Annotated in this window: 12 protein-coding genes; 10 read left to right on the plus strand and 2 right to left on the minus strand. The window is 72.9% G+C overall.

Translation table 11 applies throughout. The annotated features are described in order from the left end of the window. Positions 1-56: 56 nt before the first annotated feature. The gene (locus ACIBJE_RS05785) at positions 57-947 is read right to left on the minus strand and encodes a hypothetical protein (protein WP_396743415.1); all 891 of its coding nucleotides are present in this window, start codon (positions 945-947) and stop codon (positions 57-59) included. 59 nt (positions 948-1,006) lie between these two features. Between ACIBJE_RS05785 and ACIBJE_RS05790 the strand changes: the two genes are divergently transcribed. From ACIBJE_RS05790 to ACIBJE_RS05800, 3 genes are all read left to right on the plus strand, one after another. Beyond that, on the plus strand, positions 1,007-1,312 hold the full coding sequence (locus tag ACIBJE_RS05790; RefSeq protein WP_396743418.1) for a hypothetical protein: 306 nt from the start codon (positions 1,007-1,009) through the stop codon (positions 1,310-1,312). Positions 1,313-1,386: 74 nt separating this feature from the next. Continuing rightward, entirely contained in the window at positions 1,387-2,013 is a 627-nt protein-coding gene (locus ACIBJE_RS05795) for a hypothetical protein (RefSeq protein ID WP_396743421.1), read from the plus strand. Next, positions 2,006-2,332, plus strand: a complete 327-nt coding sequence (locus tag ACIBJE_RS05800) for a hypothetical protein (RefSeq protein WP_396743424.1) — start codon at positions 2,006-2,008, stop codon at positions 2,330-2,332. The genes ACIBJE_RS05795 and ACIBJE_RS05800 overlap by 8 nt, the downstream gene beginning before the upstream one ends. 46 nt (positions 2,333-2,378) lie before the next feature. Here ACIBJE_RS05800 and eccD read toward each other — a convergent pair whose 3' ends face one another. Continuing rightward, the gene (gene eccD / locus ACIBJE_RS05805) at positions 2,379-3,695 is read right to left on the minus strand and encodes a type VII secretion integral membrane protein EccD (RefSeq protein ID WP_396743427.1); all 1,317 of its coding nucleotides are present in this window, start codon (positions 3,693-3,695) and stop codon (positions 2,379-2,381) included. 115 nt (positions 3,696-3,810) lie between these two features. On the opposite strand from eccD, the gene eccCa reads away from it, so the two are divergent. The 7 genes from eccCa to ACIBJE_RS05840 all read left to right on the plus strand — a co-directional run. Next, on the plus strand, positions 3,811-7,821 hold the full coding sequence (eccCa, locus tag ACIBJE_RS05810) for a type VII secretion protein EccCa (RefSeq protein WP_396743430.1): 4,011 nt from the start codon (positions 3,811-3,813) through the stop codon (positions 7,819-7,821). 101 nt (positions 7,822-7,922) lie between these two features. Then, on the plus strand, positions 7,923-8,528 hold the full coding sequence (locus tag ACIBJE_RS05815) for a DUF4291 domain-containing protein (protein ID WP_396743433.1): 606 nt from the start codon (positions 7,923-7,925) through the stop codon (positions 8,526-8,528). A gap of 148 nt (positions 8,529-8,676) precedes the next feature. Beyond that, positions 8,677-10,023: a hypothetical protein gene (locus tag ACIBJE_RS05820; protein ID WP_396743436.1), complete on the plus strand. Its 1,347-nt coding sequence runs from the start codon at positions 8,677-8,679 to the stop codon at positions 10,021-10,023. Positions 10,024-10,144: 121 nt separating this feature from the next. Further along, positions 10,145-10,570 (plus strand): ATP-binding protein, encoded by a 426-nt coding sequence (locus tag ACIBJE_RS05825; protein ID WP_396743439.1) that lies wholly within the window; start codon positions 10,145-10,147, stop codon positions 10,568-10,570. Between the two features lie 144 nt (positions 10,571-10,714). Next, positions 10,715-10,933 carry an MbtH family protein gene (locus tag ACIBJE_RS05830; RefSeq protein ID WP_396743442.1) on the plus strand — a complete coding sequence of 73 codons (219 nt, stop codon included), beginning with the start codon at positions 10,715-10,717 and terminating at the stop codon, positions 10,931-10,933. Next, positions 10,930-12,234: a PLP-dependent aminotransferase family protein gene (locus ACIBJE_RS05835; RefSeq protein WP_396743445.1), complete on the plus strand. Its 1,305-nt coding sequence runs from the start codon at positions 10,930-10,932 to the stop codon at positions 12,232-12,234. The genes ACIBJE_RS05830 and ACIBJE_RS05835 overlap by 4 nt, the downstream gene beginning before the upstream one ends. A 76-nt stretch (positions 12,235-12,310) precedes the next feature. Then, positions 12,311-17,599 (plus strand): amino acid adenylation domain-containing protein (locus tag ACIBJE_RS05840; protein WP_396743448.1); only part of this gene is annotated, 5,289 nt, incomplete at its 3' end.

The raw sequence follows: 17,599 nt of genomic DNA on the forward strand, positions 1-17,599 counted from the left end.
GCTGTGTGACATGCCCTGAACCCAACACAGCACATGAATAGGATCAGGTCACCACTTCAGTCAATTTTCTTCACCAATCGGCAAGCCAGGGAAATGATCACGTAACGGGTGTCGGCGGCGAGGAGCGGCCAGCGCAGCACACCGCCACCGCGCAGTGCCGGGTCGTCGGGAAGCACGAGTACACCGTCGTCAACGGGCGCGGCGGAACCCGTGCCGGCGACCCCGCCCCGCCGGACCCGCACCTCGACCGCCGCCTCCTCGACCGGGCGCGACAGCAGCGGGGCGATCCAGGAGCGGCACCGGGCCGACCGCTCGGCGCAGCCGGGGCCGTCGGGCACCACGATCACCACCTGATCGGCGCGGGTCAGCACGGCCGGCACGACCGGGTCGGTGGCCAGTGGCGGGGTGTCGACCACCCGCGTCGGGAACCACCTGGCCAGGGCGGTCGTCGCCGGGGCGTACTCCACGTCGGTCAGCGGCCGGTCGGTGCCGGCCGGGTCGACGGCCAGCAGCATCGGCCCCTCGCCGAAGGTGAGTTGTTCCCGCAGCCAGCGGCGCCCGACCGCACCCGGGCGCGCACCCGCGCCCCCCTCCCGCACGCCGAGGGCGGTCAACACGGCCGTGGTCGATCCGCCAGGTCGGGTGGCCAGCCGAGGGTGCAGGCCCCCACCGTGGCCGGTCTCCACCGCGAGCACCCGGGAACCCTGGTGACGCGCCAGGACCAGGGCGAGCAGAGCGGCCACGGTCGACCGGCCGGCTCCCCGGTCCGGGCCGACCACGGCGACGGTGCCCGGCGCGAGCGGCGCGGACAGGGTGGCCGCGCGGGTCCGCTCGACCCGCAGCCGGGCGGTGACGCGGGGATCCAGGGCGCGCCACGCCGCCCGGCCGGCCGCCCGGAGCAGCGGCCCGGACGACGCCGGGAACGGCTTTTGTCGGTACTCGGTCATCGACTTCTCCGCATTGACGTTGGTTGCTAACCTGGCTGCGCGGTGACGGGGAGGCGTGGATGACCTACGTGCAATATCCTTACGCGACGCTGGTGAGCCTGGGAAGGAATCTCACCACTCTCAGCGACCGGCTGGAGTCCAACCAGCGGGGCGCGGTCGACTGCGCCGGCCTGGGCGACGACCACGGCGACATCCAGAATGCGATCTCGGATTTCCGGGACGAGTGGAAGACCAGCCTGCTGGAGTTGACGAACAACATCGGCACGTGGGGCGACATCTCCTCGGCGATCGGGAAGATGGTCTCGGACTTCGACAGTCAGACGGCGGCGGCCCTGCGGCCGAAGGAATCGCAGGGGCGCCCGTGACCGACCTTCTCGATCCACTCCCCGCCTCGGATCTGAAGATCAATGCACACGCGCCGCACCCACCGTTCCCCTGGATGATCGCCATCCCGTCGGACTGGGTCCTGCTGGACACCAATCCGGAATCGTGGCAGCGCAACGCGGAGCGGATCGTCGACGACCGGTTCCACGGACGCCGGCTACGTGCCGCCGAGCGACGGGCGGTGCTGGACTTTCTCGAGCAGCTGGTCGCCGACTGCCAGCGGGCCGGTGCCGCGCTCAGCATGGTGCAGCTGGGTCGGATGTCGACCGGTGCGGTCGGCAGCGCGGGGTTGCACCTGGGCTGGTTCGACTCGGCCCCGCAGCCCGCCGGGCTCACGCTGGTCCGGCAGAGCCTGCCCCGGACGGGGACGGTCGAGGAGGTGGAGACCCCGCGCGGCCCCGGTCTGCTGCACCGGGACGTGGCGTTCACCGTGCCGCCGGGCGCGCTGACCCGGGTGCGATCCACCGTCCTCCAACTCTTCCTTCCCCTGCCGGGGACGACCTGGACGGCGGTGCTGAGCGCCGCGACGCCCCACACGGAGCTGGAGGGCGTGCTCGCCGAGGTGATCGTCGCGGTGGCCCGCGCCGTCTCCCCCGCCGACCCCACCGACACCGCCGACGCCGCACGACCCGGCGGACGGGCGGACGGAACCGGCGCCCCGGGGGACGCGGACCGTGGCTGACGCCCGGGACCGGGCCGTCGTCGAGGCCCACGCGTTGCGGACGGCCACCGCCACGGCCGCGTTGCTGCACGGCTCGCGCCGGGGCCCCCGCCAGCTGCGCCGCCCGTACGCGGCAGTGGTCGCCAGCCTGGTCGTCGGTGCCCTGCTGCTGGTCGCGGTCTGGGCGATCAGCACGATCGGGGAGTTGCTCGCCGAGCAGCGCCGCGAGCGCGCCAGGGCCGACCGGATCACGGCCGCGCAGGTCACGGCCATGCAGGTCACGGTCGTGCGCGGCTTAGCGGCCGAGCCCACGGCGTACGAAGTTCATCGCCGGCCCTGAGCCGGCTGCGCCACCGGCAACGGGACAGGCGCCCGCCGGGGTCGCCTCAGCCGGCCGCCCAGGCGAACCCGCCGAAGACCGCGATCACCAACGGCACCAGGCTCAGCACCGCGACCACCTCGACCACGTCGAGGACCTGCCGCGTCCGGGCGGCGGCCACGTCGTCGAGGCGGGGCCGGGCGGCCCGGAGCAGCACCGCCACGGCCGCCACGCCGCCGGCCACGAGCAGCCAGACCCGGCCCGGCCCGGTCGGCGCGAGGAGCCCGGTGAGCTCGACCAGCAGCACGGTGACCACGACGACCGGCACGGCGAGCATCGGCACCACCTGGCCGCGGCGGGTGAAGATCCGCGACCGCAGGGCGAACACCAGCCCCAGGACGCCGCCGAGAAACACCCCGGGCAGCGCGTTCCCGGTGAGCAGCACCAGAGCGGTCCCGACCGCCGCCCCGGCGATGCCGGTGACCGCTCCGGTGAGCACCGCCTCGCCTCGCCGCACGGCGGCCTCGACCAGGTGCCGGCCGACCCAACGGCTCTCCTCCTGGAGACGCAGCAGCTCGACGAGGCGGGACGACCCGAGCGCGAGCTGAGGCGCCAGCCCCACCGCGAAGACGACCAGGACCGCACCGACCGCGGCCACGCGCACCGGATCGAGGCCGGCGGTCAGCAGCGCGGTGCCGGCCACGCCGAACGAGGCCAGGGTGACGCCCCCGGCGGCGACGCCGTACCAGCGGTCGCCGGTCAGGGCGAGCAGCGCGGCACCGGCACCGACACCGACGACGCCGACCGTGGCCTGCGCCGACGTGTCCCACCCGGCGAGCCGGGCGGCGGTGGTGAGCGCGAGCAGCCACGCCGGGACGGCGGCCACGACCAGGAGGTGCCCACCGGAGACCCGCAGGAGCCGGCCGGTCAGGGCCGCCGCGACGGCGACCACGGCGAGCGCGGCGGCGGCCTGCGGGGTGTCCGTGGTGGCGAGGACGTACGTGAGTACCAGCACCACGACGCCGGCCAGGGCCGCGCAACCAGCCGTCCGGGCGTCGCCGGTCCACTCGCTGCCGTCGCCGTCGACCGTGCTCTGGACCTCGTCGACCACGTCGTCCACGAACGGCGGGAGCGCGGCCTGCTCGGGCGGGGTGAGGTAGAGGGTCTGGGCGTCGACGACGCCCGCCTCGTCCAGGGACCGGCGGGGATCCAGCCCGCCGGACGCCGGGGTGGACAGGGTCCACCGCCCGGTCGCCTGTGGCGCGAGGGAGAGCAGGTCGCAGAGCTGGGGCAGCAGCTCCACCAGCGGTCGGGCCGCCGGCAGGCTGACGTCGAGGCTGCGTCCGTCGGCGACCACGGTGACCCGCGTGAATCGATTGGCCATCACCCTCCGTCCCGGTGCGGTCGGCTCAGTGTGTCCAGCGGTACTACTCTATGAGTTCGGAGCACTACGGTCACCTGGCCGTCGGGTCCGTCGGGCCCGGCCGGAAGGGGTCGCGATGACGCAGCGGGTGGTCCACCGGCCGGCCCGGGTGCCGCCACCGGAGCCGGAGCTGACCGTGCTCGACGTGGTCGCGCCGCCCGCGGTGCCCGACGGGGCGGGCGGCTTCGCCGGGATCATGCAGGTCCTGCTGCCCATCATGGGCGGCGCCGGCATGCTGCTGATGATGATGGCCAACCAGAACCCGGTCATGATGATCGCCGGGTTCGGCATGCTGGCCGCCACGGTCCTCGGCGGGATCGCCGCCTTCGTCGCCCAGCGCACCGGGTCGGCCCGCCGGTTCGCCGTCCAGCGTCGCCGGTACCTGGAGTACGTCGACCGGGTACGGGACCAGATCCGGGCGGACGCGGCCACCCAGCGGGCCGCCGCCCGGCACCGGCACCCCCCGCCGGAGGTCCTGCCCGACCTGCTCCGCGACCCGCACCGGCGGTGGGAGCGTCGGCTCCCCGACCCGGACTTCCTGGTGCTGCGGGTCGGGCACGGGCAGGACCGGCTCTGGCGTCGGGTCAACCTGCTCGCCGACGAGGACAACCCGATGGTCGAACTGGACCCGGTGACCCTGGCCGCCGCCCGGTTGGTGGTCGACCGGGACCGGCTGCTCGACGACCTGCCGGTGGCGGTTCCGCTGACCGGCGTGGTCTCCGTCGTCGGCCGCCCCGGCGAGACCCGCAACCTGGTCCGCGCGCTGGTCGCCCAGCTCGCGGTCCTGCACGCCCCCGACGACGTACGACTGGCGTGGCTGCTCGGCGGCACCGCCGGTCCGGAGTTCGACTGGGTGAAGTGGCTGCCGCACTGCCTGGATCCGGGCGCCTTCGACGGGCCGGCGCCCCGCCGCCTGGTGGCCGCCGACCCGGCCGTGCTGGCCGGGCTGCTCGGCGAGGAACTGGGTCGCCGGATAGCGGAGGTCAACCGGGCCCGTCGGCTAGGGGACCCGAACCACCGGTTCCGGGGCGGCCGACTGGTGCTGGTGACCGACCAGGTCTCGGCGGGGGCGGTCGACCCGCTCGGTCATCTCGACCCCGACCTCTCCCCGGCGGACCTGGGCATCGCCACGGTGGTGCTGGTGACCGACCGGCAGTACGAGCCGTCCCGGGTGGACGTGCGGATGACCTGCGCCGGTGGCCGGGTCACGGTGGAGGACCTGCGACCGCTGCCGGACAGCCGGGCCGACGAGGTGCGGGCCCACCGGGAGCGGCTGCGAGGTGCCGCCGCCGGCACCGCCGACCGGGTGGGGCTGGCGGAGATCGAGGCGCTGGCCCGGCAGGTCTCGCCGTTGCGGCTGGTGGCCGAGTCGGTCGAGGACGCGCCGTTGGAGGCCACCGTCGACCTGCGGGGGCTGCTCGGCGTCGGCGACGAGGCCAGCTACGACGTGCGCGCCCAGTGGGCGCCCCGGCTGCTGCCGGACTTCCTCAAGGTGCCCTTCGGGGTCGGGCCGGCGGGCAACCCGGTGCACCTGGACCTCAAGGAGTCTGCGCTGGGCGGGATGGGGCCGCACGGCCTCTGCGTCGGGGCCACCGGTTCCGGCAAGTCGGAGGTGCTGCGGACGCTGGTGCTCACGCTGGCGACGACCCACCCGCCGGAGCGGCTGAGCCTGGTGCTGGTCGACTACAAGGGCGGGGCCACCTTCGCCGGGCTGGAACACCTGCCGCACACCTCGGCGATGATCTCCAACCTCTCCGACGACGCCGGGCTGGTCGACCGGCTGGGTGACGCCGTGCAGGGCGAGATGAAGCGCCGCCAGCAGATCCTGCTCGACGCGGGCCAGTTGGCCAACATCACGGAGTACAACCGGCGACGGGACGCCGGGCAGCCGCTGGATCCGCTGCCCAACCTGCTGGTGATCATCGACGAGTTCAGCGAGCTGCTCACCGCCAAGCCGGACTTCATCGAGTTGTTCATCGCCATCGGCCGGATCGGTCGGTCGATCGGCGTCCACCAGCTGCTCGCCTCGCAACGCCTCGAGGAGGGACGGCTGCGCGGGCTGGAGTCGTTCCTGTCGTACCGGCTGGGATTGCGGACCTTCAACGAGCAGGAGAGCCGGACGGTGCTCGGGGTGCCGGACGCGTACCGGCTGCCGCCGCTGCCGGGCTCCGGATACCTGAAGGTGGACACCACGGTCTTCGAACGGTTCAAGGCCGCGTACGTCTCGGGGCCGTACCGTCCGCCGGCCGGCGAGGAGGTGGTCGACGCGCCGCCGGACCCGGCGGTGTTCCTGCTCTACAACCTCGACCGGCGGGCCGGCGGACCGGCCCCGGTGGAGCCGGCCGCGCCGCCGACCGCGCCGACCACCCTGGACGTGGTGGTCGGCCGGCTCCGCGAGCACGGCTCGCAGGCGCACCGGATCTGGCTGCCCCCGCTGCCCGCCGCGCTGCCGCTGGACCGGGTGACCGGGCCGCTGACCGCGGATCCGGCGTACGGGCTGGTGGTGCCGGTGGAGCAGCGGGGCCGGCTGCGGATCCCGCTCGGTCTGGTGGACCGTCCCACCGAGCAGCGGCAGGAGCCGTTCGTGCTGGACATCTCCGGCGGCGGCGGGCACGTCTGCGTGCTCGGGGCGCCGCAGACCGGCAAGTCCACGCTGCTCCGGACGCTGGTCGCCGGCGCGGCGTTGACCCACACCCCGCAGGACGTCGCCTTCTACTGCGTGGACTTCGGCGGCGGGGCGCTGGCGGCGCTGGCCCACCTGCCGCACGTGGGCGGGGTGGCCGGACGGCTGGACCCCGACCGGGTACGCCGCACGGTCACCGAGGTCAGCATGCTGATGGCCGAGCGCGAGGAACTCTTCGCCGCCCGCGGCATCGACTCGACCGACACCATGCGGCAGATGCACCGGGAGGGTCGGCTGCCGGAGCTGGCCGCCGCCGACATCGTCCTGGTCGTCGACAACTACCCGGTGCTGAAGAGCGAGTTCGAGGACCTCGCCGACGTCGTGCAGGACATCGGTGCGCGGGGCCTGGGTTACGCGGTGCACCTGGTGCTGACCGCCGGACGCTGGGCGGACCTGCGGATGCAGTTGCAGGCGGTCATCGGCTCGAAGATCGAGTTCCGGCTGAACGACCCGCTGGACTCGACGATCAAGCGGAAGGCGGCGGAGAACCTCCGGTCGGACACTCCCGGCCGGTGCCTGACCCAGGACGCCCTGATGGCGCACGTCGCGCTGCCCCGCATCGACGGCGGCGACGACGTGGCGACTCTCCAGAAGGGATTGGACGACCTGGTCTCCCAGGTGGCGACGGCCTGGACCGGACCGCCCGCCCCGGCGATCCGGATGCTGCCGGCGCGGGTCGGCTACGCCGAGGTGACCGACGCCGCGCCGGGCGACGGCCGGATCCGGTTGGGTCTGGACGAGGCGGAGCTGCGTCCCACCCTGCTGGATCTCCTCGGCACCGACCCGCATCTGCTCGTCTTCGGTGACTCGGCCAGCGGCAAGACCTCGTTGCTGCGACTGCTGGTGCGGGACCTGACCGCGCAGTTCACCGACGACCAGGTGGTCTTCGCCGTCATCGACCTGCGCCGCACCCTGTTGGACGCGGTCCCCGAGCCGTACCTCGGCGCGTACGCGGGGACGGCGACCGCCGCCCAGGGCCTGGTGCACGGGGTCGCCGGGGAGGTCCGTCGGCGGCTGCCACCGGACGACCTGACCGTCGCCCAGTTGCGGAACCGCTCCTGGTGGCAGGGACCGGAGATCGTCGTGCTCTGCGACGACTACGACCTGCTCGGCGGAGCGGGCGCCGGGCTGCTCGCACCGTTCCTGGAGTTCCTGCCGCAGTCGAAGGACCTCGGCTTCCACCTGGTGGTCGCCCGGCACAGCGGTGGCGCCGGCCGGGCCGTCCACGAGCCGGTGCCGCAGCGGATGAGGGAGGTGGGCTGCGCGGGCCTGCTGCTCTCCGGGGAACGGCAGGAGGGACAGTTGTGGCCGCAGAGCTATCTTTCCGTCCAGCCGCCCGGCCGGGGCCGGCTGGTCCGGCGCAACCGCCGGCCCGTCCTGGTGCAGCTCGCGCTCGTGGAGTAGTCCGGCCGGTGGGTCGGCGGGGACCGGTGGTCACCGGAGGGAGATCGGGCGGAGGGTAAACCGGTCGCCCCGGATTCCCCCGGTCGGTCATGATCGGCGCCATGGAGCGTCCGTACCGCGAGATCCGGGCCGGGTACGGCGCGGACACGATCACCGTCTACCAGGCGTACGCCCCGGCGATCGCCGGACCGGCGCTGCGTCACGGCCGCTTCGTCGCACCGTTCAGGCGCGAGCGGATGACCTGGGTCAAGCCGTCGTTCCGGTGGATGATGTACCGCTGCGGCTGGGGTGCCAAGCCGGACCAGGAGTGCGTGCTCGCCATCGAGATCAGCCGGGCCGGGTTCGAGTGGGCGTTGGCCAACTCCTGCCTGAGCCACCACGACCCCGACCGGTACGCCGACCGCGCGGCCTGGTCCCACCAGCTCCGGCGCAGCCCGGTCCGGGTGCAGTGGGACCCGGAACGCGACCTGGACCTGCGGCCGCTACCGTACCGCTCGCTCCAGGTCGGCCTCTCCGGCGCGGCCGTCGACCGGTACGTCGACGACTGGATCGTGGACATCCGCGACGTCACCCCCCTCGCCCACGCCGTCCGGGCCAGGCTCACCGGGAGGGACCACGCGGGGGCACAGGCGCTGCTGCCGGACGAGCGTCCGTACCCGCTGCCGGCCGACGTGGCCGCCCACATCGGAGCGTCGACGGACGGCTGACGGGCCCGGCCGGTGACCGCCGCGGACGCCCCGGGGCGGGCGACGGGGCTCGGTGCCGACCGGTGACGAGCCGACGGTAGCCTTGCGCCGCATCATGCCGTGGGGCATCCACCGGCGTGACGCCCGCGATTCGTACGGAGGGTGGCGCATGTCTCACGGCCAGGAGCCGTTCGCACTACGCGATGTCATGACCTCGCGGCCGAGTTTCGAACTCGCGCTGCGCGGCTACGACAAACGACAGGTCGACCGGTACGTCGAACAGGTCGACGCCGAGATCGCCGCGCTGGCGGGCGCCCGCGACCGAGCTTCCGGCCAGCTCCAGTCCCTGGCGGTGCAGCTCCAGCAGGTCCAGACAGAGTTGGTCGAGCTGCGCCAGCGGCCGGCCCAGGTGGACCGTGCCTCCTTCCGTGACCTGGGCCCGATGGTCGACCAGATCCTGGCTCTGGCGGAGAAGCAGGCCGAGGCGATCACCGAGGCCGCCACCGCACGGGTGTCCGGGCTGGAGGCGGAGGCGGAGCGGGTGCTCACCGAGGCCCGGGAGCAGGCGAACCGGCGGCTGCGCGACCTCGAGGAGGAGCTGTCCACCCGGCGGGCCGAGCAGGAGAAGGCCCACGAGGAGCTGGGGGCCGCCGCCCAGGCCGAGCTGGCCGAGATCCGGGAGCTGGCGCAGCGGCTGCGCGCGGAGGGCGAGGCCGCGCACGAACGCGCCCAGCAGGACGCGCAGCGGATCAACGAGCAGACCGCGCAGCAGGTCGAGCGGACCCGGGCCGAGGCCGAGGCGTTGCTGGAGGCCGCCCGTGCGCAGATCCAGCAGGAGGTACACGCGGCCCGCGCGCAGACCCAGCAGGAACTGGCCCAGTGGCAGGCCGGGGTGGAGCGGGAGATCGAGGAACGGCGTGCCGCCGCAGAGCAGGAACTCACCGAGCACCGCGCGGCGGCCGAGCAGGAGCTGACCCGCCAGCGGACCACGGCCGAGCAGAAGATCGCCACGCTCGTCACCGAGGCCCAGCAGTACGCGACCAAGCTGCGCCAGCACGCCGACGAGCAGGCCGCCGTCCACCAGCAGCAGGTCACCGCCGTGCAGCAGGAGATCCGTGAGCGGCGACAGGCCCTGGCCCAGCTCCAGAGCGAGCTGGACGCCGCCCAGCAGCACCTGGCGCAGTCGCGCCAGGAGGCGGGCGGTGTGGAGCGCGAGGTGGCCCAGCTCCAGCAGCGGCTCACCGAGACCCGCCAGGAGCTCGCCGGTGAGCTGGGCCGGTTGGACGAGGTACGGCAGGCGGCCGAATCCGCCGAACGGCACGCCAAGGACGTCCGGGCCCGGGTGCAGCGGGAGGCGAAGCGGGTTGCCGACCTGGCTGCGGCGGCGGTGATGGCAGCCGCCGCAGGCGGTGCCCCGACCAGCGAGTACCCCCAGGTCGCGCCCCGGGCGGCTGCGGCCAACGGTGCCCACGGGGCCACCGACCCGGCCGGCGGCAAGGTCGGCGCGGGCGCCTGAGCGGACGCGGCGGGCGGCGCGCCGTCCGCCGCGTCCCGCCCGCCCGGCACCGGACCCGCAGGTGGGCAGCACACCGGCCGTGATCCGCTTCGGACGGGCCCGGCCTGGGTAGACCTGGGGTATGGGAACGTTGCGGACGTCGCCACCACCGCCCCGGGCGGTCGAGCTGCGGCGCTGGATGCTGTGCCACCCACAGGACCTGCGTGCCCTCCGGGCATCGCTGCACGAGGCACTGACCGGTAACGACCTGCTCGACGGGGCACGTCTCGACGAGGTGCCGGAGCTGGTGGTGCTGGTCGCCACCGAACTGGCGACCAACGCGCTGCGGCACGGGCTGCCGCCGACGATCGTCACCCTTTCGGCGTCGGAGGGGTGTTTCTACCTGGACGTGGCCGACTGCGACCTGAGTACGGTTCCGGAGCTGGTCGACTTCCAGCCGACCGGCTCGGGCGGTCGGGGCCTCCAGCTCGCGCTCGCCCTGTCCCTGGACGTCGGCTGGTACGCCACCGACACCACCAAGCACATCTGGGCGTCGTTCGACCGCTGACCGGTCACCACCGGCGTGGGAACCGGGCGGATCGGTGACGGGAAGAATGCGGGAAGCGCCCGGTGAGTGGCGACCGTCAGTCTTGTGTGCCAGCGCCTCGTGGAGGCGGCTGCACAAGGTCGGACGACACGAGGAGCGCTCCCGGTGAACCCCTTCGACGACGAGAACGCCCGGTTCAAGGTCCTGGTGAACGACGAGGGCCAGTACTCCGTCTGGCCGGCGTTCGCGGAGGTGCCCGCCGGGTGGACGGTGTGCCTGACCGACTCCCCCCGCAGCGAGTGCCTGGCCTATGTCGAGGCGAACTGGGTCGACATGCGGCCCCGCAGCCTGGTCGAGGCGATGCGGGCGGGCGACGCGCGGTGACGGTGAGCCCCCCGGCCGCCGACGTCGATCTGCGCGGCGGCGAGCTCTTCGCGTTCCTGAGCTCACCGCAGGCCGACACCATGAACTTCCTCAACGAGATCGCGCTGCGGTTCCCCGACGCCATCTCGTTCGCCGCCGGCCGGCCGCACGAGGGCTTCTTCACCGTCGACCTGATCCGGCGGTACCTCGACACGTACACCGAGCACCTGCTGCGCGAGTACGACGGGGACGAGGCCCGGGTGTGCCAGGACCTGCTCCAGTACGGCCGGACCAAGGGCCTCATCCACGACCTGGTCGCCAGGAGTCTCTCCGTCGACGAGGGCATCGAGGTCGACCCGGAGTCGATCGTGGTGACGGTGGGCGCGCAGGAGGGGCTCTACCTGGTGCTGCGGGCCCTGCGCCGGACGGCCGGGGACGTGGTCCTGGCCGTCCAGCCCGGTTACGTCGGGCTCACCGGTGCCGCGGAGCTGGTGGACATGCCGGTGCGGCCGGTGCGCGGCGGCCCCGAGGGCGTGGACCTGACCGACCTGGGCGACACGCTGCGTGCGGCGCGGGCCGCCGGGCTGACCCCCCGGGCGCTGTACCTGAACACCGACTTCGCCAACCCGACCGGCCGCAGCCTGAGCCGCCAGGCCCGCGAGGAGTTGCTGCGCACCGCCGAGGACGAGGGGATCCTCCTGATCGAGGACAACCCGTACGGCATCTTCGGCCCGGAGCGGGAGGGTCCGCCCACACTGAAGGCGCTGGACCGCTCCCGCCGGGTGGTGTACGTGGGCTCGTTCGCCAAGTCCGGCTTCCCCGGCGCGCGGGTCGGATACGTCGTCGCCGACCAGCGGGTCGACCGGGAGGGACGCCAGGAGTCGCTGGCCGACCAACTCGCCCGGCTCAAGAGCATGTTGACGGTCAACACCTCCCCGATCGGCCAGGCCGTGATCGGCGGGAAGCTGCTGGAGAACGGGTTCAGCATGCGTGCCGCCAACAAGCGGGAGATCGACGTCTACCAGCGCAACCTCCGGCAGGTCCTCGACGGCCTCGCCGGCCACTTCCCGGCCGGCAGCCGGCCGGAGGTCACTTGGAACTCCCCGGACGGCGGGTTCTTCCTGCTGCTGAACGTGCCCTTCGAGGCCGGTGACGACGTCCTGGAACGGTCCGCGCGGGAGCACGGGGTGCTGTGGACCCCGATCCACCACTTCTACGGCGACGGTCGGCCGCGCCGGCAGATCCGGTTGTCCTTCAGTCACCTGAGCCCCACCGAGATCGACGAGGGCCTGCGCCGGCTCGCCGGCTTCGTCCGGTCCTGACCTGCGGCGTCCCCGCAGCCGCCCGCAGCCCCTCGTGTCTCCCCGCACCTCCGCACACCCGAGAGAGAGCAGTCTGATGGTCCCGTTGTCGTTCGCGCAGCGTCGGTTGTGGTTCCTGGACCGGTTGGAGGGCCCGTCGGCGACGTACAACATCCCGGTGGTGACCCGCGTGCGGGACCGGGTCGACGTTGCTGCGCTGGAGGCCGCCGTCACCGACGTGGTGGGCCGCCACGACATCCTGCGGACGGTCTACGTGGAGGCCGACGGGGAGCCGGTGCAGCGGGTGCTGCCCGTGGCCGAGGTGCGGGTGGACTTCGCCCACGAGGTGCTGTCGGCGGACGAGGCCGACGCGGCCGTCACCCGGACGTGTGCACGTCCGTTCGACCTGGTCACCGAGTTGCCGCTGCGGGTGCGGTTGTTCACCGTCGCCGAGCGGGAGCACCTGCTCGTGATCTCGCTGCACCACATCGCCGGGGACGGCACGTCGATGGGGCCGCTCAGCCAGGACCTCTCGACCGCCTACGCCGCCCGCACCGCCGGCCACGCACCCGACTGGGAGCCGCTGCCGGTGCAGTACGCCGACTACAGCCAGTGGCAGCGGACCCTGCTCGGCAACGACGACGACCCGGACAGCAAGATCAGCCGTCAGCTCGACTACTGGGGCAGCGCGCTGGCCGGGCTGCCGGAAGAGTTGCCGCTGCCCACCGACCACCCCCGCCCGCCGCAGGCGTCCTACCGGGCCGGACGCGTCGACCTCACCATCGACCCCACCACCCACGACGCACTCCGCACCATCGCCCGCAACCACGACGCCACCCTCTTCATGGTCGTCCAGGCCGCCATCGCCACCCTCCTCACCCGACTGGGCTGCGGCACGGACATCCCGCTGGGCACCGTCGTCGCCGGACGCACCGACGACACCCTCGACCACCTCATCGGCTTCTTCGTCAACACCCTCGTCCTGCGCACCGACACCACCGGCGACCCCACCTTCACCGACCTCATCAGCCGCGTCCGCGACACCGACCTCACCGCCTACGACCACCAGGACCTTCCCTTCCAACGCCTCGTCGAACACCTCCAGCCCGCGCGCTCGCTCGCCCGGCACCCGCTGTTCCAGATCGCCTTCGCGGTGGACCGGGGGCTCGTTCTGGAACTGGACGGGCTGGACGTGGTCGCGGAGAAGGCGCCGTTCGAGACGGCGAAGTTCGACGTGTTCTTCGGGTTCGTCTCGCGCGACGGGACCAGTGAGCTGGAGCTGACCGTCACGTACGCAAAGGACCTCTTCACCCGGGCCGGCGCGGAGGCGCTGGGGCGGCGGCTGGTGGCCGTGCTGGAGCAGGTCGCCGTCGCCCCGGGGCGACGGCTGGGGTCCACGGACATCCTGACCGCCGAGGAGCGCCGTCAGGTTCTCGACGGTTTCCAGCGCGCGACCCCCCGGGTGCCGTGCGAGACCCTTCCGGCGCTCTTCGACCGGCAGGTACGGCAGCACCCGGACGCCGTCGCGGTCGTGCACGACGGCGTGGAGATCACGTACCGGGACCTGGACGTCCGGGCCAACCGGCTCGCCCACCACCTGGCGGGTCAGGGGGTCGGACCGGACGTCCCGGTGACCGTGTCGATGAGCCGGTCGCTGGACCTGGTCACCGTCCTGCTGGCGATCAGCAAGGCGGGCGGCTGCTACGTGCCGCTGGACCCGGCATACCCGACCGCCCGCAAGGAGTACGTGCTGCGGGACACCGCACCGCCGGTGATCCTCGTCGACGACCCCGGCCTCCTGCCCGAGGTCACGGCATCGAAGATCCTGGTCGTCGGTGAGGACCTGTGGCGCGAGGTGGCCAGTCTGCCCGACACCGACCCGCAGCCGTCACTGCACCTGGACAACGCCGCGTATGTGATCTACACGTCGGGGTCGACGGGTGCGCCGAAGGGTGTCACGGTCACCCACCGGGGCATCAGCCGGCTGGCCCACCGCTACCAGCGGGACTTCGAGGTCCGGCCCGGCAGTCACGTCCTCCAGATCGCCTCGATCGGCTTCGACGGCTCGGTCTGGGAGATGCTGATGGCCCTGCTCGCCGGCGGCGCCGTCGTCCCCTTCACCCCGGAGCAGCTCCTCACCGCCGGTGCCGGCCACGATCTGGTCGGCCGGACCACCCATGTCACCGTCACCCCGTCGCTGCTGGCGTCCCTGCCGGCCGGCACGATCCCCTCGGGGACGATGGTGATCACCGCCAGCGAGGCGTGTCCGCAGTGGCTGGTCGACACCTGGTCCGTCGACTACCGCCTGGTCAACTCGTACGGCCCCACCGAGGTCACCGTCTGCGCCAGCGGCGGACCACTGCCCGCCGGAGAACCCGTCACCATCGGCGTCCCGGTCGCCAACACCGACCTCTACGTCCTCGACGGGTCGTTGCAGCCCGTGCCGGTGGGCGTGCCCGGTGAGCTCTACGTGGCCGGCCCCGGCCTGGCCCGGGGGTACGTGAAGCGCGCCGCCATGACCGCTGCCCGGTTCGTCGCCGACCCGTACGGCCCGGCCGGTGCCCGCATGTACCGCACCGGCGACCTCGTCCGCTGGGACACCACCGGACGCCTCCACTTCCTCGGCCGCACCGACGACCAAGTCAAGATCCGCGGCTTCCGCATCGAACTCGGCGAAATCGAAACCACCCTCACCACCCGCCACGACATCCGCCACGCCGCCGTCATCGCCCGCGAAGACCAACCCGGCGACAAACGCCTCGTCGCCTACCTCGTCCCCACCGACGACACTCCCGTGGACATCGCCGACCTCCGCCGCGACCTCGCCACGCACCTGCCCGACTACATGGTCCCCACCGCCTACATGGTCATGGACGCCCTGCCGATGACCCCCAACGGCAAACTCGACCGCGCGGCACTCCCCGTGCCCGCCCACACCACCAGCGTGCACGCCACCCCCCGCAACGCCCGACAGGGCGTGCTCTGCCAACTCTTCGCCGCCGTCCTCGGCCTCCCCGACATCGGCACCACCGACAACTTCTTCGACCTCGGCGGCCACTCCCTACTCGCCACCCGCCTCGTCAACCGCATCCGCGCCACCCTCGGCGTCGAACTCGGCGTCCGTCACCTCTTCGAGAACCCCACCGTCGCCGCCCTCGAACCCCACCTGACCGCAGGCTCGTCGCGTCCCCCGGTCAGCGCGGTGACCGACCGTCCGGACCCGCTGCCGCTCTCCTTCGCCCAGCGCAGGTTGTGGTTCCTCCACGACGTGGAGGGGCCGTCGGCGACGTACAACGTGCCGGTCACCACCCGTCTCAAGGGCACCGTGGACGTCGACGCGCTACGCGCCGCCGTCGACGACCTCGTCGCCCGACACGAGATCCTCCGCACCACCTACGCGGAGGTCGACGGCGAACCCGTCCAACGAATCCTCGACCCCACACCCGGCATCGCCACCCTCACCCACCACCACGTCACCCCCGACCAGGCCGAAACCCTCCTCGCCACCACCTCCGCCCACCCCTTCGACCTCGCCCACGAAGCCCCCCTCGCCGTTCACCTCATCTCCACCAGCGACCACGACCACCTCCTCCTCGTCAACCTCCACCACATCGCCGGCGACGGCGCCTCCATGGCGCCCCTCGCCCAGGACCTCGCCACCGCGTACACCGCCCGTACCACCGGTCGCGCCCCCGGGTGGGAGCCGCTGCCCGTCCAGTACGCCGACTACGCCCTCTGGCAGCACGAACTCCTCGGCAACGACCAGGACCCCGGCAGCGAAATCCGCCGCCAGCTCGACTACTGGGGCGCCGCACTGGCCGGACTCCCCGACGAACTGCCGCTGCCCACCGACCACCCCCGCCCCCCACAGGCCACCTACCGGGCCGGACGCGTCGACCTCACCATCGACCCCACCACCCACAGCGCCCTGCGCGCCATGGCCCGCAACCACGACGCCACCCTCTTCATGGTCGTCCAAGCCGCCATCGCCACCCTCCTCACCCGACTCGGCGCCGGCACCGACATCCCCCTCGGCACCGTCGTCGCCGGACGCACCGACGACACCCTCGACCACCTCATCGGCTTCTTCGTCAACACCCTCGTCCTGCGCACCGACACCACCGGCGACCCCACCTTCACCCAACTCCTCCACCGCGTCCGCGACACCGACCTCACCGCCTACGACCACCAGGACCTCCCCTTCCAACGCCTCGTCGAACACCTCCAGCCCGCCCGGTCCCTCGCCCGACACCCGCTGTTCCAGATCGCCCTGTCCCGCGCCGACCGGACCCCCACCACCACTCCTCTGCCGGGGCTGGACTGCACGCCGGAACCGACCCGGCTGGCCATCGCCAAGTTCGACCTCGACGTCACCGTGGCGGACGAGCCGGTCGACGCCGACCTCGACATCACCATCACCTACGCCACGGACCTTCTCGTGCAGGAGACCGTCGAGTTGCTCGGGCAGCGCCTCGACGCGATCCTGCGCCAGGTCGCCCGGCAACCCGCCACCCCGATCAGCCGGCTGGAAATCCTCACCGCCGCCGAGCGACAGCAGATGCTGGTCGATGCCGCCGGCACCCCGGGTGTGGCGTGCAGTGTGGTGCGGGCCTTCGACGAGCAGGCGGACCGCACCCCGGACCACGTCGCGGTCACCGACGGGCAGGTCGTCCTGACCTACATGGACCTGCGGCAGCGGGCTGAGCGGCTCGCGTACACGCTGCGGGCGACCGGGGTGGTCGCCGAGACGCCGGTGCCGATGCTGATGCAACGGTCGGTCGACCTCGTGGTGGGCATCCTCGCCGTCCTCAAGGCCGGCGGCGCCTACCTGCCCATCCACACCGCCTACCCGCTGAGCCGGATGCGGGCGGTGGCCGCAGACAGCACGTCACCAGTCCTCCTGGTGGACGCGGCGTTCCGCGACCACGAGCTGATCGTCGAGGAGCGTGCCGCAGGCCGGCGGGTGCTGACCTGCGAGCCGGACCCGTCCGCCGAGGTCACCGATCTGCCGGACGTGCATCCCGACCAACTGTGCTACGTGATGTACACCTCGGGCTCGACGGGTGAGCCGAAGGGCATCCAGATCACCCACCAGGGCGTCGTCGACCTCGTCCGCGACCCCAGCTGGGCCATGCACGACCAGGACCGCACCCTCTTCCACTCCCCCCACGCCTTCGACGCCTCCACCTGGGAACTCTGGGGACCCCTCCTCGCCGGCGGACAGGTCGTCGTCGCCCCACCCGGCAACCTGGACACCGCTGGCCTGCAGAACCTGATCCACGAGCACAAGATCACCCGGCTCAGTCTCACCGCCGGCCTGTTCCGCGTCATCGCCGACGAACTCGTCGACGCCTTCGCCGGCCTGACCGAAGTCACCACCGGCGGC

The sequence above is a fragment of the Micromonospora sp. NPDC050187 genome (genome assembly GCF_044459745.1).
In the GTDB taxonomy this organism is placed as follows: Bacteria; Actinomycetota; Actinomycetes; order Mycobacteriales; family Micromonosporaceae; genus Micromonospora.